This window comes from Streptomyces sp. NPDC033178 (assembly GCF_055577685.1).
This window is the reverse complement of sequence record NZ_JBVIPT010000003.1, coordinates 49061-64288: the sequence shown is the minus strand read 5'-3', so window position 1 is coordinate 64288 and position 15228 is coordinate 49061. Positions and strand designations below refer to the sequence as shown.

At 70.1% G+C, this 15228-nt stretch carries 15 protein-coding genes; 6 read left to right on the top strand and 9 right to left on the bottom strand.

Annotation, left to right across the window (positions count from 1 at the left end):
* Positions 1-3: 3 nt before the first annotated feature.
* The 5 genes from ACZ5VQ_RS07660 to ACZ5VQ_RS07640 are packed head-to-tail and all read right to left on the bottom strand — an operon-like array spanning position 4 to position 4763.
* A complete protein-coding gene (locus ACZ5VQ_RS07660; RefSeq protein ID WP_469104120.1) occupies positions 4-801 on the bottom strand; it encodes an ABC transporter ATP-binding protein in 798 nt (265 codons plus the stop codon).
* Positions 791-1540, bottom strand: a complete 750-nt coding sequence (locus ACZ5VQ_RS07655) for an ABC transporter ATP-binding protein (protein WP_469104119.1) — start codon at positions 1538-1540, stop codon at positions 791-793. The genes ACZ5VQ_RS07660 and ACZ5VQ_RS07655 overlap by 11 nt, the downstream gene beginning before the upstream one ends.
* On the bottom strand, positions 1537-2661 hold the full coding sequence (locus ACZ5VQ_RS07650; protein WP_469104118.1) for a branched-chain amino acid ABC transporter permease: 1125 nt from the start codon (positions 2659-2661) through the stop codon (positions 1537-1539). The genes ACZ5VQ_RS07655 and ACZ5VQ_RS07650 overlap by 4 nt, the downstream gene beginning before the upstream one ends.
* Positions 2645-3532, bottom strand: coding sequence for a branched-chain amino acid ABC transporter permease (locus tag ACZ5VQ_RS07645; protein ID WP_469104117.1), 888 nt, complete (start codon positions 3530-3532; stop codon positions 2645-2647). The genes ACZ5VQ_RS07650 and ACZ5VQ_RS07645 overlap by 17 nt, the downstream gene beginning before the upstream one ends.
* Before the next feature lie 4 nt (positions 3533-3536).
* Positions 3537-4763, bottom strand: a complete 1227-nt coding sequence (locus ACZ5VQ_RS07640) for an amino acid ABC transporter substrate-binding protein (RefSeq protein WP_469104116.1) — start codon at positions 4761-4763, stop codon at positions 3537-3539.
* 148 nt (positions 4764-4911) lie between these two features.
* Here ACZ5VQ_RS07640 and ACZ5VQ_RS07635 point away from each other — a divergent pair, with 148 nt between their 5' ends.
* Both ACZ5VQ_RS07635 and ACZ5VQ_RS07630 read left to right on the top strand, forming a co-directional pair.
* Positions 4912-5946, top strand: coding sequence for a LacI family DNA-binding transcriptional regulator (locus ACZ5VQ_RS07635; RefSeq protein WP_469104115.1), 1035 nt, complete (start codon positions 4912-4914; stop codon positions 5944-5946).
* Between the two features lie 229 nt (positions 5947-6175).
* Entirely contained in the window at positions 6176-7090 is a 915-nt protein-coding gene (locus ACZ5VQ_RS07630; RefSeq protein WP_469104114.1) for a YceI family protein, read from the top strand.
* A 16-nt stretch (positions 7091-7106) separates the two neighbouring features.
* Here ACZ5VQ_RS07630 and ACZ5VQ_RS07625 read toward each other — a convergent pair whose 3' ends face one another.
* The 4 genes from ACZ5VQ_RS07625 to ACZ5VQ_RS07610 all read right to left on the bottom strand — a co-directional run bounded on the left by ACZ5VQ_RS07625 (position 7107) and on the right by ACZ5VQ_RS07610 (position 11190).
* A complete protein-coding gene (locus tag ACZ5VQ_RS07625; RefSeq protein ID WP_469104113.1) occupies positions 7107-7643 on the bottom strand; it encodes a cupin domain-containing protein in 537 nt (178 codons plus the stop codon).
* 72 nt (positions 7644-7715) lie between these two features.
* Entirely contained in the window at positions 7716-8621 is a 906-nt protein-coding gene (locus ACZ5VQ_RS07620; protein WP_469104112.1) for an amidohydrolase family protein, read from the bottom strand.
* The gene (locus ACZ5VQ_RS07615) at positions 8618-10183 is read right to left on the bottom strand and encodes an HAL/PAL/TAL family ammonia-lyase (protein WP_469104111.1); all 1566 of its coding nucleotides are present in this window, start codon (positions 10181-10183) and stop codon (positions 8618-8620) included. Before ACZ5VQ_RS07615 ends, ACZ5VQ_RS07620 begins: the two co-directional genes overlap by 4 nt.
* A complete protein-coding gene (locus tag ACZ5VQ_RS07610) occupies positions 10180-11190 on the bottom strand; it encodes an ornithine cyclodeaminase family protein (protein WP_469104110.1) in 1011 nt (336 codons plus the stop codon). Before ACZ5VQ_RS07610 ends, ACZ5VQ_RS07615 begins: the two co-directional genes overlap by 4 nt.
* 119 nt (positions 11191-11309) lie before the next feature.
* On the opposite strand from ACZ5VQ_RS07610, the gene ACZ5VQ_RS07605 reads away from it, so the two are divergent.
* The 4 genes from ACZ5VQ_RS07605 (at position 11310) to ACZ5VQ_RS07590 (ending at position 15047) form a co-directional block, all read left to right on the top strand.
* Complete coding sequence (locus ACZ5VQ_RS07605; protein WP_469104109.1) at positions 11310-12674, top strand: ABC transporter ATP-binding protein; 1365 nt, start codon at positions 11310-11312, stop codon at positions 12672-12674.
* On the top strand, positions 12671-13336 hold the full coding sequence (locus ACZ5VQ_RS07600) for an ABC transporter permease (RefSeq protein ID WP_362072699.1): 666 nt from the start codon (positions 12671-12673) through the stop codon (positions 13334-13336). Before ACZ5VQ_RS07605 ends, ACZ5VQ_RS07600 begins: the two co-directional genes overlap by 4 nt.
* A complete protein-coding gene (locus tag ACZ5VQ_RS07595; protein WP_362072696.1) occupies positions 13333-14022 on the top strand; it encodes an ABC transporter permease in 690 nt (229 codons plus the stop codon). Before ACZ5VQ_RS07600 ends, ACZ5VQ_RS07595 begins: the two co-directional genes overlap by 4 nt.
* A gap of 83 nt (positions 14023-14105) precedes the next feature.
* Positions 14106-15047: an ABC transporter substrate-binding protein gene (locus ACZ5VQ_RS07590; protein WP_469104108.1), complete on the top strand. Its 942-nt coding sequence runs from the start codon at positions 14106-14108 to the stop codon at positions 15045-15047.
* Positions 15048-15228 lie beyond the last annotated feature (181 nt).

Genomic DNA, 15228 nt, shown 5'->3' with positions numbered 1-15228 from the left:
GGCCTACCTCTTGGGCGTGGCCGGTGGCTGCGCCGGTCTGCCCCCGAGGTAGAGCTCGCCCAGCTGCGGATCTGCCAGCAACTCCCGTGCCGGGCCCGAGATATGGACCCGTCCGAGGTCGACAACGCAGCCGATGTCGGCGGTCTCCAGCGCGCGGCGGGCGTTCTGCTCGACCAGCAGTACGGCCGTGCCCGCCTCCCGCATCCGCACGATCTGCTCGAAGACCACGCCCGTCGTCTTCGGGTCGAGCCCCATGGACGGTTCGTCGAGCAGCACCACGCGGGGCCTGGCCATCAGCGAGCGGGCGAACTCCACCTGTTTCTGCTGGCCGCCGGAGAGCAGTCCGGCCAGGCTCGTCCAGCGTTCGGCGACGAGCGGGAAGAGGTCGCGTACGAAGTCGGCGCGCTCGGCGACGACCGCCTTGTCCTTGATGGTGTAGCCGCCGAGCAGGACGTTCTCGCCGACCGTCATCTCCCGGAAGACGCTGTGCCCTTGGAGGACGTGGGCGACTCCGGCGGCGAGCAGTTGCTGGGGTCCGCGGCCGGTGACGTCCACGCCGTCGACCAGGACCCGGCCGGAGCGCGGCGCGAGCAGCCCGCTGGCCACCTTCAGCACGGTGGACTTGCCCGCGCCGTTCGGGCCGACCAGGCACACCACGGCCCCGGCGGGCACCCGGACCGTAAGACCGCGCAGCACCAGGGCCGCCCGGCCGTATCCGGCGCGGATGTCGTCGAGTTCGAGCAGGAATCCGGAGTCGGAGGGGGACGGCGAGACGGTGGAGGAGCCGGAGTCAGACGCCAAGGTAGGCCTCCAGAACTCGTTCGTCGGACTGGATCACCGAGGGCGGGCCCTCCGCGATCGGCCGCCCGCGGTCGAAGACCACGACGTGGTCGCTGAGGGACATGACCAGGTCCATGTTGTGCTCGACGATCAGGAACGTCCTCCCCTCGGCGTTGAGTTCGCGCACCAGGTCACAGATGCGGTCGATCAGTGCGGGGTTGACCCCGCCCGCCGGTTCGTCGAGCAGGATCAGCTCGGGTTCGCTCATCAGGACGCCCGCGAGTTCCAGCAGCTTCTGCTGCCCCCAGGACAGGTTCCGCGCCTCCGCCGTCTCCAGGTGGTCGATGCCCATGCGGGTGAGCCAGTACCGGGCCCGTTCCGTCTCCTCCCGCTTGCGGGCACCGGCGAGCTGGGCCAGCAGGTTCGTCGGGCGTACGGCGACGAGCAGGTTGTCCAGGACCGTCATCCGTGGGAACACACGGCAGAGCTGAAAAGAGCGGCCGATCCCCGCCCGGGCGATGCGGTGCGGCGGCCTGGCGGTGATGTCCCGGCCCCGGTACGTCGTACGGCCCGCGTCGGGACGGATCATGCCGGTGACGCAGTTGAAGAACGTGGTCTTGCCGGAGCCGTTGGGTCCGATCAGGGCGTTGACCCTGCCGTGGCGGAAGGACACGGTGGCGCCGTCCAGGGCGGCGACCCCGCCGAAGGTCTTGGTGAGTCCGACGGTCGCCAGGCTCTGCTCATCCTCCTCCGCGCTCACTGCCTCACCTCTCTCTTCCCGTCTCTCTTCCCGTCCGGTCTTTTCCCGTCCGGCCGGTGGTCCGGCCGGACGTCCGCCTCGCGCTCGTCGCGTTCGTCGCGCAGTTCGGCCGCGGTGACCTCGCGGATCGACGTCTCGCCGGTCCCGAGGACACGTGCGACCAGTCCGGTGACCGCCGGGATGACCCCGTCCGGCATGAACATCACGACGACGCCCAGCAGCAAGCCCGCGAAGACCAGATGCAGCGGAGTATCGCCGTACTCGAGCTTGGAGTACTCAAGGCCGTACCCGACGACCACGGCCCCGAGCAGCGGCCCGTACAGATGGCGTACGCCCCCGAGGAGAGCCATCAGAACCATGTAGGCCCCGCTCAGGATCGAGAACTGGAACACGGGGTCGAGGTCGCCGAACCACAGCCCGTAGAGCCCTCCCGCCAGAGCGGTGAAGGCCGCCGAGACCACGAAGACGACGAGCTTGTACGTGTAGGTGGGGGTGCCCAGCGACTGGGCCTTGTCCTCGTCCTCGCGGATCGCCTTCAGCCCCATGCCGAACCGGGAGCGGTCGATGATCCACCAGGCAAGGAGCGCCAGCGCCAGCAGCCCGAGGAACAGGAAGTAGAAGATCTCGTGGTGCTCGGAGCGCAGCTTGCCGGGGAACGGCCGCGGGACCACCAGACCGCGCGAGCCTCCGGTGAACGAGGCCCAGCTCTGGAAGACCAGCAGCATGATCAGCACCAGTGCGATCGAGACGATGACGAAGGACGCGCCGCGCACCCGCAGCGCGGCGTAGCCGACGGGTATCGCGAGCACGGCGACCAGGGCGGCCGAGACGAACAGCGCGACGAACGACGGCAGTTCGCCCTTGGTGACGAGCAACCCGGTCGCGTAGGCACCGAGCCCGGCGAACGCGCCGTGCCCCAGGGAGATGTAGCCGGTGAAACCGCCGACGAAGTTCCAGGAGGTGGAGAGCACCGCGAAGTTGAGGATGGCGATGCCCACGGTCAGTTCGTACGGGCTGGGCGCCATGGACGGGAAGGACAGCGCGACGGCGATCCCGGCGAGCAGTGCTCCCAGCCGCAGCAACCTGCCGGTGTGGCGCGGGCGTTCAGAATCTCTGGGCAAGCCGACCCCCGAAGAATCCCTGCGGCCGGACGGCCAAGGTGGCGAAGAGCGCGACATAGAAGACCGTCTGCGCCCAGGTCGTGCTGAGTTCCAGCTGCAACAGGCTCTGTGTCAGGCCGAGGGCCATGGCCGCGATCGCCGCGCCCGGCACGCTGCCGAGGCCGCCGACCACGATGATCGCCATCAGCGGACCGATCCAGTGCCAGTGCAGCGACGGGTAGATGGTCGTGTCGAGCGAGAGTGCCGTACCGCCGACCGCCGCCGTGGCGAGACCGAGACCGAAGCCGTACCCGGCGATCCGGTCGGTGTCGATGCCGACCAGCGCGGCCGCCTCCCGGTGCTGGATCGTCGCCCGCAGCGCCTGGCCGAACCTGCTGTGCCTCATCAGGAGATACAGCCCGAGCAGTGCGGCCGCCGCCAGGCCGAACGCGATGAGCTTGACCACCGCGACGCGCGCGCCGAAGAACTCCAGGCTCGCGGAGGAGTAGCCGAGCCTGATGCGGCGCTGGGTGCCGGAGAAGGCGTACCCGAGGAGCCCCTCGATGACGAGGGCGACGGAGAACGTCAGCAGCACCGACATCATGGTCAGGGTCGCCGGGCGCAGCCGGGTCAGGAGCAGCCGTTGCATGGCCACGCCCGCGACGAAGAACAGCGGCACGGTCACGAGCAGGGTGAGCAGCGGGTCGACGCGGGTCTCCCGGTGGGCGTACCAGGCGAGGTAGGCGGCGAGGATCAGGAACGCGGAGTGTGCGATCATCACGACGCGCATGACGCCGAAGTAGAGGGTCAGGCCGGCCGCCAGGAGGGCGTAGAGCCCTCCCAGCAGCACACCGAGGACGATGCTCTGGAACACGAGGCTCGCGGAGGGCACAGGCTCACCACTTCGGCTTGGGGTGGACCAGGTCGGCTTCCTTCTGTTCCTCGGGCAGGACGATCTGGATCTCGCCGTCCACCCACTGCTGGATCATGTGCGCGCTCTGCGGGCGCCCCTTGTCGTCCCACTTGAGGGGGCCGACGACGGTCTCCACCTCGTTGCCGCGCAGCCACTCCACGAGCTTCTGCTGGCACTCCTCGTCCTGGGAGGCGCACTCGGCGGCCTCGACGGCCGCCGCGACGACCTGTCCCGTGGTGTAGGCGTTGGCCTCGTCCTCCTCCGGGGCCTTGCCGAACTGCTCGGTGTACTTCTCGACGAACTCCTTGTTGCTCGGGTAGTCCGCGTGCTGGGTGTAGCCCGTCGGAGCGAGGATGCCCTCGGTCTTGTTGCCGATGGCCTTGGCGAACTCCGGTTCGGTGGGGGCGGTGGAGAAGGCGGCCATCTTCGGCTGGTAGCCGAGCTGTTGGAGGGCGACGATCAGGTTCACCCCGTCCTGGTACTGCGAGCCGCCCACCACCATGTCGGCCTTGGAGGAGGCGATCTGCGCGGCGATCGAGCCGAAGTCGGTGGTGTTGGGCGGATAGACCTCGTCGACGACGGTCTTGATACCGCCCTTCTCCAGCTTGTCCTTCAGCCCGTACGCCGTTCCCTGGGCGAAGGGGTCGTCCATCGCCGCGTACGCCACGGACTTGGGACGCTCCGCCTCGGGCAGCGCCAGGATGTAGTCGGCGAGGTGGTTGTAGTGGTCGTTGGCGACCGCAGGGGCCGCGTAGAAGAGGTTCTTGAAGCCCTGGTCGAAGACTTCCGGAGCCGCGCCGGCCGGCTCGACGAAGAGCAGACCGTACTCCTCCGCGACCCGGGCCGCCGGCACCACGAGCCGGGTGGAGAACGGGCCGAAGACCAGGTCGACCTGGTCCCTGCCGATCAGTTGCTCGTAGTCGGAGACCACCCGGTCGGCGTTCGACTGGTCGTCGAGGATCTTCAACTCGACCTTGCGGCCGAGCAGTCCGCCGTTGTCGTTGACGATCTTCGCCCATGCCTTGTAGCCGCGCTCCACACCCTTGCCGGGCTCCGAGAAGTCCCCGGTGAGCGGCAGCGAGACACCGATGGTGATGGGGTCGTCTGGTGAATCCTCCGAGCCGCCGCCCGAGCCGCAACCGGCGGCAGTGAGTGCCGTGGCGGACGCGAGGGCGGCAACTCTCCATGAAAGGCGCTGTGTTGTGCTCATCGCTGGACTCCCCTGTCCGCAGGCACTCTCTTCGCCGTTCGAAAGCGCTTTCGCGAGCGCTTGCGTACTATGTAAGCCACGTCACATGAGTTGAGACAAGCGTCGTGCACGGACCGATTGACAAGGCCCTGTTCGGAGGCGGTGACGAATGCCAAGGCCCCGTTCACGACTGCGGCTCGCCGATGTGGCCGAGCGCGCGGGTGTTTCACTGACCACCGCGTCCCGGGCGCTCGCCGGACGGGACGGGGTGCGCGAGGAGGTGGCCGAGCGGGTCCGCCGCATCTCGCGGGAGCTCGGCTATGTCGCCAACCCCCACGCACGCACCCTGGCGGGCGGTACGGCGTCGACGGTGGGGCTGATCGTCCATCAGATCGACGACCCGTACTTCTCGGAGATCGCGGGCGGGGTCGTCCAGGTGGCGGGCGAACGCGATCTGATCGTCCAGATCTGCCACTCCGGCCGGAACCCGCAGAACGAACTGCGTCAGATCCGCCATCTGATCGCCCAGCGCGTCGGCGTCATCATCATCGCGGGCTCCGGGTACGTCGATCCCCGGATGGAGGCCGAGTCCAGGGCCGAGCTGTCCGCCTTCCAGGACGCCGGCGGGCGGCTCACGGTGATCGGCCGTCACTTCCTCAACGCGGACGCGGTACGGCCCGACAACAAGGAGGGCGCCGAGACTGTTACTGATCATCTGCTGTCCCTCGGACACCGCCGGATCGCGGTGGCGGCGGGGGAGATGCTGCTGTCCACGGTCGCCGACCGGTTCGCGGGGGTGGCGGGGGCACTGGCGGGGGCCGGACTGCCCTCGGACGAACTGCCGTTGGCGCAGGCCGAGTTCACCCGCGACGGCGGGCGTGACGCGGCCGAGCGGATCCTGCGCGACCACCCGGACACCACCGCGATCGTCGCCCTCAACGACGCCATGGCCATCGGCGTCCTCTCCGCACTCCGCACCCACGGCGTACCGGTCCCGCACCGGATGTCGGTCGCCGGATTCGACGACGTGTCGTTCGCGGCGGACCTCGCCCCTGGCCTCACCACCGTCCGGCTGCCCCTCGCCGAAATGGGCCGCCAGGCCCTCTCGATGGCCCTCAGGCCGCCCGCCGCCCGGCCCCGCCGGAAATCCACCGGCCATGCGCTGGTGGTACGCGACTCCACGGGGCCGGCGCCCTCGCGGTGAGGCCCCGCGGGCTCGCGGTGCCCGGACGTGGTGCCGTCGAGCCACTTCTCGGACGGCGAGTCACTGTCTCGTATTGAGACACCCACGTCGGGGACGGCTGGATCACGATCATGAGTGGCTCACGTCCCGGTCCGCCATGCCCGTGTCCGTGCGGCCCACGGGCCTGCCGGGTGCGTGGGAGGGCGTCGAGCCGTGGCACGCAACGGAATTGAGAAGACAGGTGAACATCATGGCCCTCGGACTGCTTCGGCGTCGGCGTTCCAGGGACGCCTCCGCCGCCGCCTCGGGCCTCACAATGCCCCTGCCGCCCGGCGCGGGCGCGGTCGGCTGCGAGGTCGCGGACCCCATGGGACAGCCCATGGGCGGCGCCGACGTCACGATCACCGCGCTCGACTCGCATCGCGTCGCGGCCCGCGGCACCACCGACCCGTACGGCTTCTTCATGGCCGTGCTGCCGCCGGGCGGCTACAGCATGATGGTCATGGCCGAGGGGCTCTCCCCGGTCCGCGAGACCGTCGAGATCGTCGCCGGCGTCACCCTCCCCACCCTGTACGCCCGCCTGGAGCCGGCCCGTCAGCTCGACCTGCCGCCGACCGGCACCTGGCTCTTCGACCCGCCCCACACGGCGATCCGCTTCATCGCCAAGCACGTCGGGATGGCCCATGTGCACGGCCGCTTCGAGCGTTTCGACGGCGGCATCCAGATCGCCCAGGACATGACCGAGTCCCGGGTCCATGTCCGGATCGACGCGTCGAGCATCACGACCGGCAACACGACCCGCGACAACCACCTCCGGTCGGCGGACTTCCTGGACGTCAAGCGGTTCCCCTTCATCGACTTCCACAGCACGCGGTTCGCCTACCGCGGCGGCAGCAAGTGGATCCTGCAGGGCTCGCTGACGATGCACGGGGTGAGCCGCTCGGTGGCCCTGGACACGACGTACCTCGGCATGGTGAACGGCGGCTACGGCGAGGAGCTGCGCTGTGCGGCCCTGGCCCAGGCCGAACTGCACCGCGAGGACTACACGCTCAACTGGCGGAACATGCTGGCCCGCGGCATCGCGGTGGTCGGTCCGACGATCCAGCTCGAACTGGACGTACAGGCGATGTACCGCACGCACGACACACCCACGCCGCCGGAGTAGCGGTCCCCCTCCGGACTCACGGCCCGATCGAGTTGAGGGCGTCGAGCAGCCGGGGACTCGCCGGGGAACCCTCGTCGGGCGGCCCGGCCGTGCGATGGAGTTCGCCGTCGACGATCTCGTAGTGCCCGATGGCCTCGATCGGCGGCGAGTAGACGTGGATGGTCACGGCTCCGGCGTCGTGGTCCATCCGATGGACGCCCGAACCCGGGAACGAGAACGACTCGCCGGGCCCGTACCGGCGGGCGCGCCGCGGGCCGCCCACCGGCAGCCCCTCCTGCCAGGCGGCGCCCTCGATCACGTGCACACCGACGCAGGACCCCTGGTGGTCGTGGTAGCCGGTGTCGCGCGACTGCCACCAAGTGTTCAGCCAGGCCTCGGAGTTGTCGTTCCGCCACAGCAGCAGATATGAGCCGGGACCGGAGCGGTCGAGCGCGTCGGTGTCGACGAACGCCGCCGCCCGGCGGGCCCGGTCCGCGCATTCCTCTGCCGTGAACGGCCGGTCGGACGCGCCGAGTTCGGCGAGCGCGGTCGCGTCGATCGGGGTCGGATTCATGGTCATCCCCCTTGTGCCGATTGCGTGTTGGACGGTCACGAGTGGCCCTTCGCGTGAGGCCGGCGGGCGCGGTCAGTCCTCTCCGGTGAGCAGGCGGCGTGGATTGGTGATGCGGAAGGCGTACGCGGTGGCCCCGCCCAGGCCGAACCCGGGCTGCTGCGGCGGTTCCGCGTAGGGCCGGTCCGAGCCCATCACGACGACTTCGGTACCGAGCACGCGGACGACCGAGTCGACGGCACGCGGACCGTACGAGGACGTCTCGACGAACACATCGGGATCGACCCCCGCGCGCCCCTCGTCCCCGCCACGGGCGGCGAAGCGCTCTCCGTGCAGCGGGGCGAGCCCGGCCAGCAGCGCGAAGCACACGCGCAGCCGGGGATGACGAGGCCGGCCGAACGCCCGGAAGGCGAACCACGCGGAGTGCATCTGCTGCACGTACGGCACCATCGCGGGCCACCAGCCGGGCCCCGGAGAGGCGCCGGGCGCCGGGCCGGGGTGGACGAACAGGGGGAGGCCGCGCGCTTCGAGCAGATCGAGCAGCGGGGCGCAGCGCGCGTACCCCGCCTCGTCGGTCAGGGCGTTCGCCGGGAGCTGGAGCCCGGCGAACCCGCGGTCGAGGTCCGCGGCGGTCGCGTCGGCGTCGATGTCCCGGACGCAGGCGGCGGCCCAGGCCCCGAACGGTTCGGGCAGGCCTGCCGCGTCCTCGTGGTAGGCGGCGAGCAGCGGCCGTGCCTCCTCGGGCGGCAGCCACTCGATGCCGAGCGGGGCGGACAGTGAGACGAGCGCCCTGCCGAGCCCGTCGGCGGCGGCCAGTTCGGCGCGCGCGGCGACATCGTGCTGGGCGGCCGGGACCTCGTAGGGCGGCTCACCGGCCGTGTGCAGGGTCCAGCCGTCCAGGAACGGCGGCTCGTCGCGCGCTCGCAGGGCCGCGAGGAACGAGGCGGTCCACAGATGCTGGTGTACGTCGACGTTGGTCACGAAGGTCCTTCCACCAAAGCGTGCAGAGCGCTTCGTACCTCGTCGGAGCCCAGGAGGTCACGGCTCACCCGGTCCACGTCCACTCCGCAGGGCCGGTCGTCGTCCAGGCGCGGCACGAGCCCGCGGATCGCGCGGTGCAGGAGCCCGGGTCCGCGTCCCACGGTCGTCGGGGCCGCCAGGTCCACGGCCTGTGCCGCGGCCAGGGCCTCCACGGCGAGCAGCTGCCGCAGCCTGACCAGCATCGTCGTCAGCCGTCGCGCCCCGAGCGCCGCGTTGGTCGAATCGTCCTCGACCGCGTCCGCGCCGTGCCGGGGGTCGGTGCACACGGGCGCGGACAGGGCACGGATCTCGGCGACGAGCGCCTGTGCCGTCTTGGCAAGCGGCGCGAAACCCGAACGCTCCGGACCGTACGGCGAGAGGTTCGCGGGCAGTCCGCTGACTGCGGGATTCAGCAGCCGCCGCATGCGCTCGGCCGATATCGCCGCGGTCTGCGTCAGCGCCAGTGCGACGGTGTCGAAGCCGAGGGCCAGGGCCGGGGTGTGGAAGTTGCCGGAGGAGAGGATCTCCCCGGTGTCGGCCAGGACCACCGGGTTGTCGCCGCAGCCGTTGAGCTCGGGTTCCAGCGCGGCCCGGGCGAAGTCCAGCGCGGCGTGCAGCGCTCCGTGCACCTGGGCGGCGCACCGCAGGCTCACGGGGTCCTGGACACGCCTCGCGTTACGGGGATCAGCCAGCGCCCCGCCGTCCAGCAGTGCGAGCAGTTCGGCCGCCGCCCGGGCCTGGCCGGGGGCCGGACGCAGGCCCAGTACGCGGCTGTCGAGCGGGCTCGTGTTCGCCCGGAACCCCTCGAAGGTGAGCGCCGTGACCGCCTGGGCAAGAGTGAGGACGGCGGCCGCCTCGTGGAGGGCGAGGGCGCCGACACCGGCGGCCAGCGGGCTCGCGCTGCACAGCACATGCCCGTCCTTCGGGCCCAGTTCGGCGGGGGCCAGCCCCGCCAGCCGCAGTGCCTGCGCACCGTCGAGCACCTCGCCGGACACCTCTGCCCGTCCCTCGCCGATGACGACCAGGCCGACATGGGCCATCTGACACAGGTCGGAGGCGCCGATCGACCCCACCTCGGGGATCACCGGGTGCACCCCTGAGTTGAGCATCGAGACCAGCAGCGGCACGATCTCCGGCCGCACTCCGCTGCCACCGCCCGCGATGCCGTTCACCCGGGCCAGCAGGGCGGCGCGTACGACGGGGACCGGCAGCGGATTGCCGACCGCGTTGGCCCGTCCCCGGACCGTGCGCACGCTGAACTCGCCGAGTTCGGCCCGCGGCAGCGCGTACGAGGACCGGCTGCCGAGACCCGTCGTCAGACCGTACGTCGGCACCTCACGGTCGACCACGTCGTCGACGACCGCGCGGTCGCGCTCCAGCCGGGGCAGGACCTCTTCGGCCAACGCGATCCGGGCGCCGCGAAGTGCGACGGCGGCGACGTCGTCGCAGGTGAGGGCGCGCCCGTCGAGGACCACGGCGTCAGCGGCGACCGCCGGGGTAGGAGCGGAAAACGTACCGGTCATGAGAACCGCAGGTTCTGCCCGAGGCCACGTTCTTCGGCCTTCTTCAGCATGGCCGCGCCCAGCGCGATGTCGGACAACGAGAGGCCGCGATGCCAGAACAGGATGGTCTCGTCGTCGCGCTCACGGCCGGGTTTGTCGCCGACGACGATCTCGCACAGCTCGCCGTACAGGGTCTCCTCGCTGAGCCGCCCCGACTCGACATGCGCGCGCAGGGCACCGAACGGCCCGGACCGGCACTGGCCCCAGTCGTCGACGACGACCTTGTCCATGATGTCGGTGAGGGAGAGTTCGACCGCGCTCATCGTTCCGTACGGTACGACAAGCGCTCCTGGCGCGATCCACTCCGTCCTCAGCAGTGGCTCGGGCCGTTCCAGCCGGGACGCCTCCACGACGATGTCCGCGCCCTCGACGCACGACTTCCAGTCGTCGGTGACGGTCACGGGCTTGCCGAGGTCGCGCTCAAGGCGCTCGGCGAAGGCCTCGCGGCTCTCCGGGCGGCGCGAGTGGACACGTATCTCGTCGAAGTCGAAGATCCGGTCGAGCAGGCGGACGTTCCAGTACGAGGTGGCGCGGGCGCCGATGTGGCCGAGCACCTTGGAGCCGGGGCGGGCCAGGTGCCGTGCCCCGAGCGCGGTGAGCGCGCCGGTGCGCATCTCGGTGATGGCGGTGGCGTCGACCACGGCCACCGGCATGCCCGTACGCGGGTCGAAGAGGTTGAGCAGCGCCATCTCGGAGGGCAGCCCGGCCTTGTAGTTGCCGACGTAGTCGCCCACAATCTTGACTCCGGCCAGCCCCAGTGGCGCGATGTAGCCGCGCAGGACGTTGAAGTGGCCGTTGAACGAGGGATCGGGCGTGAGGTGGACCCGTGGTTCGATGACCGTCTCCCCGCGGCCCTGAGCACGCAGCCCCTGCTCGACTGCGTCGAGCACCTCGGTGTCGTCAAGTTCGAGCTGTTCGATGTCCGAGCCGTTCAGGAACGTGAACCAAACCGGGTCAAATGCCTGCATTCCGGGCACCCTTTCACTTTCTTCGGACGAACGTAACGTCCCGTTTACAAAAGGGGATTGACTGTAATTCAGCCACACACAACTCTGCATGACCATATGCAGTCGGGTAAGGGGCAGCTTTGATCAGATTCGACGCGGTGAGCAAAAACTATCCCAACGGCACGACAGCCGTGGACGAGCTGTCGCTGGAGTTGGCGGAGGGCGGCATCACGGTCCTGGTCGGCCCTTCCGGCTGCGGCAAGACCACGACTCTGCGCATGGTCAACCGCATGGTGGAGCCGACGGCCGGCACGGTGAGCCTGCGCGGCCAGGACATCCGGGAGATCGCCGCCCCGGAGCTGCGCCGGGGCATCGGCTACGTGATCCAGCACGCCGGGCTGTTCCCGCACCGCACGGTGCTGGACAACATAGCCACCGTGCCGCTGCTGCTCGGCTGGGGCAAGAAGAAGGCGCGCTCGCGGGCAGCGGAACTGCTGGAGCTCGTGGGGCTGCCGGCCGCCATGGCCAAGCGCTATCCGTACCAGCTCTCCGGCGGACAGCAGCAGCGTGTCGGGGTGGCCAGGGCACTGGGCGCGGATCCGCCGGTACTGCTGATGGACGAGCCGTTCAGCGCGGTCGACCCCATCGTCCGGGGGGAGCTGCAGGCGGAGTTCATCCGGCTGCAGAAGGAACTGAACAAGACGATCGTCTTCGTCACCCATGACATCGACGAGGCGATCAAGCTCGGCGACCACATCGCGGTGCTCCGCACCGGTGGCAGGCTCGCGCAGTTCGACACCCCGGAGCGGCTGCTCGCGCATCCCGCCGACGACTTCGTGGCCGATTTCGTGGGCCAGGACCGTGGCATCCGCCGCCTGTCCTTCGTCAAGGCCGCCGATCTGCCGCTGCGGGAGGGGCTGGTCCTGCCGGCCGACTCCCCGGTGGCGCGGGCCCGGGCCGCGGGCGAACCCTGGGTGCTCGTCGTCGACGGGGACCGGCGGCCGCTCGGCTGGGCCGCGGTCGCCGACCTGCCGTCCGGCGGCACGCTCGCGGACGCCGCGCTGACCCCGCTCGGCCACACGTTCAGCCTGGCCGGCGACTCGGCCCGGGCCGCCCTCGACGCGGCCCTGCTGTCGCCGTCGCGGCTCGCGGTGGGGGTTGACCCACAGGGCGCGGTCGTCGGGGTCGCGGACGCGTACGAGCTGTCCGCGGCGATGACCGGGGACGGGACGGTCGTCGACGCGGCGGCCGAGGAGGCGACGGCCGGAGACGCGGCCGCACCCGGGACGGCCCAAGCGGAGACGACTGAAGCGGAGACTGCCGAGGCAGCGGCGACCGACGCGGGGACGGTCGGCACGGAGGCGGCTGGCGCGGAGGCCTCCGGCGCCGCCTCGGCCGACACAGCGACCGCCGAGGACTCGGTGTCCAAGGTGCAGGTCGTCAAGGGCGACCAGGGCGGCGGCGACGAGGCCGACAGCGCGGGCGCGGGCGGTGACGGGCGATGAGAGACGGCGAACCCCTCATACGCTGGGACTGGATCGGCGATCACATCGGCGAGCTGGCCGACTACACCGGTGTCCATCTGCGGCTCGGACTCCTGCCGGTGCTGTTCGGACTGCTCATCTCCGTGCCCCTCGGCATCCTCTGCCACCGCTGGCGGTGGATCTACCCGCCGACCCTGACCGCGGCCAACGTGCTGTACTCGATCCCGTCGTTGGCCCTGTTCATGATCTTCGTCCGCTACACGGGTCTGACCGAACGCACGGTCATGATCCCGCTGACGCTCTACACACTGTCGGTGCTCATCCCCAACGTCGTGGACGGACTGGCCTCGGTCCCCGAACCGGTACGGCAGGCGGCCACCGCCATGGGATTCAGTACGGTGCGCCGTGTCGTCCAAGTCGAGCTGCCGATCGCCGTACCCGTCGTCGTGGCCGGCGTCCGGGTCGCCGCCGTCTCGTCCATCAGCCTCGTCGCCGTGGGGCAGCTGATCGGACAGGGCGGCCTCGGCTACTACATCACCCGTGGACTCCAGCTCGACTTCCCGACCCCGATCATCACCGCGACCGTACTGATCATGCTGCTGGCCCTCGTCACCGACGCACTGCTCGTACTGGCACAGCGGCTGCTCACACCATGGGCGCGCGGCAAGGGGGCGACGGCGTGAACGACTTCCTGAACCAGATCGAGCTGGTGGGCGACTGGCTTACGTCGTCCCAGCAGTGGCGCGGGGACGACGGCATCCCGAACCGGCTCGCGGAGCATCTGACCTACAGCGGCATATCGCTGCTGTTCGCCACCCTCATCGGGCTGACGTTCGGACTGCTGGTCGGACACACCGGCCGGGGCGCGTTCGCCGTCGCGAGCGTGGCGAACCTGGCGCGGGCCATCCCCACCTTCGGCCTGGTCGTCCTCGTCGTCACGGTCGCCGGGCTGAGCACCACGCCGGTGCTGGTGGCCCTGGTCGCGCTGGCGGTCCCGCCGATCCTCATCAACACCTTCGAGGGCGTGCGCGGCGTGGACCCCGACACCAGGGACGCGGCGCGCGGGATGGGCATGACCGGCTGGGAGGTCCTGCTGAAGGTCGAGGTGCCGATGGCGCTGCCGCTGATCCTGCTCGGGCTGCGGGTCGCCGCGATCCAGGTCGTGGCCACGGCCACCGTCGCCGCGTACCCCGGTCTCGGCGGTCTGGGGCGCTTCATCGTCGACGGACTCGCCCGCAACAACTACGAACTGGTCATCGGCGGCTCCGCCGTCGTCGTCATGCTGGCGCTCGTCGTCCAGGCCGTCTTCACCGCGCTGCGGCGCTTCGTCGTCTCGCCGGGGCTGCAGCCTTCGGCGACCAAGTCCTGATGTCCCGAGTTCCTGATTTCCCGAGCTCCCACGCTCCCGAACGCCCCGAGAGCTCCTGAGGGCTCCCAAGAAAGGAAACACCCATGAAAGCCAAAGCCATCGTTCGCGCCACCGCGTTCGGCCTCGTCACCGCGTTCGCCCTGACCGCCTGCGGGGGAGGCGACGACAGTGACGACAACCCGCTGACGGGCAGCAGCGAGGACAGCGGAGGCGGCAAATCCATCGTCGTCGGCTCGGCGAACTTCCCCGAGAACCAGCTCCTCGCCGAGATCTACGCCCAGGCCCTGGAGGACAAGGGCCTGAAAGTGACCCGCAAGTTCGACATCGGTGCCCGCGAGGTGTACTACGACCAGGTGGTCAAGGGCGGCATCAATGTCTTCCCCGAGTACAACGGCGCGCTGCTGTCCGTCGCGGTCGACAAGAAGAGCACCGCCACCAGCACGGAGGAGATCAACGCGGAGCTGAAGGCGAAGCTCCCGAAGTCCGTGGAGATACTCGACTCCGCCGCGGCCGAGGACAAGGACTCGGTCACGGTCACCTCCGAGATCGCCGCCAAGTACAAGCTGAAGACCCTGGCCGACCTGAAGCCGGTCGCGAAGGACATGACCATCGGTGCCGGCTCGGAGTTCAAGACCCGCACGCAGGGCGGTGTCGGTCTGAAGACGGTCTACGGCGTCGAGTTCGGGAAGTTCCAGCCGCTGGACGCGGGCGCCCAGAGCACCCTGCTGAAGCTGCTGAAGGACAACAAGGTGCAGGCCGCCAACCTGTACACGACCGACCCCGCCATCGTCGAGGACAAGCTGGTCGTCCTGGAGGACCCGAAGAACCTCTTCTCCTCGCAGAACGTCACACCCCTCGTCTACAAGGCCGCGGTCGACGACAAGGCCAAGGCGGCGCTCAACGCCCTCTCGGCCAAGCTCACCACCGAGGACCTGCTGGAGATGATGAAGAAGCTCGTCAACGACAAGGAGGACGCCTCCGACGTCGCCAAGGAGTGGCTGACGAACGCCGGTCTCGTCGGCTGACGCCGACCGTCGTCCGGACCTTCCGCACCGGTCGCGGAAGGTCCGGCACGCCCGGCGAAGAGTCGGGTACGCCCGGCGAAGGTCCGGTACGCCCGGCAGTCGGGCAGGACCGCACTGACTCGGGCAGGCCGGCACCGGGTCGGGCAGGCACTGAGTCGGCAGGCACTGAGTCGGGCGGAAC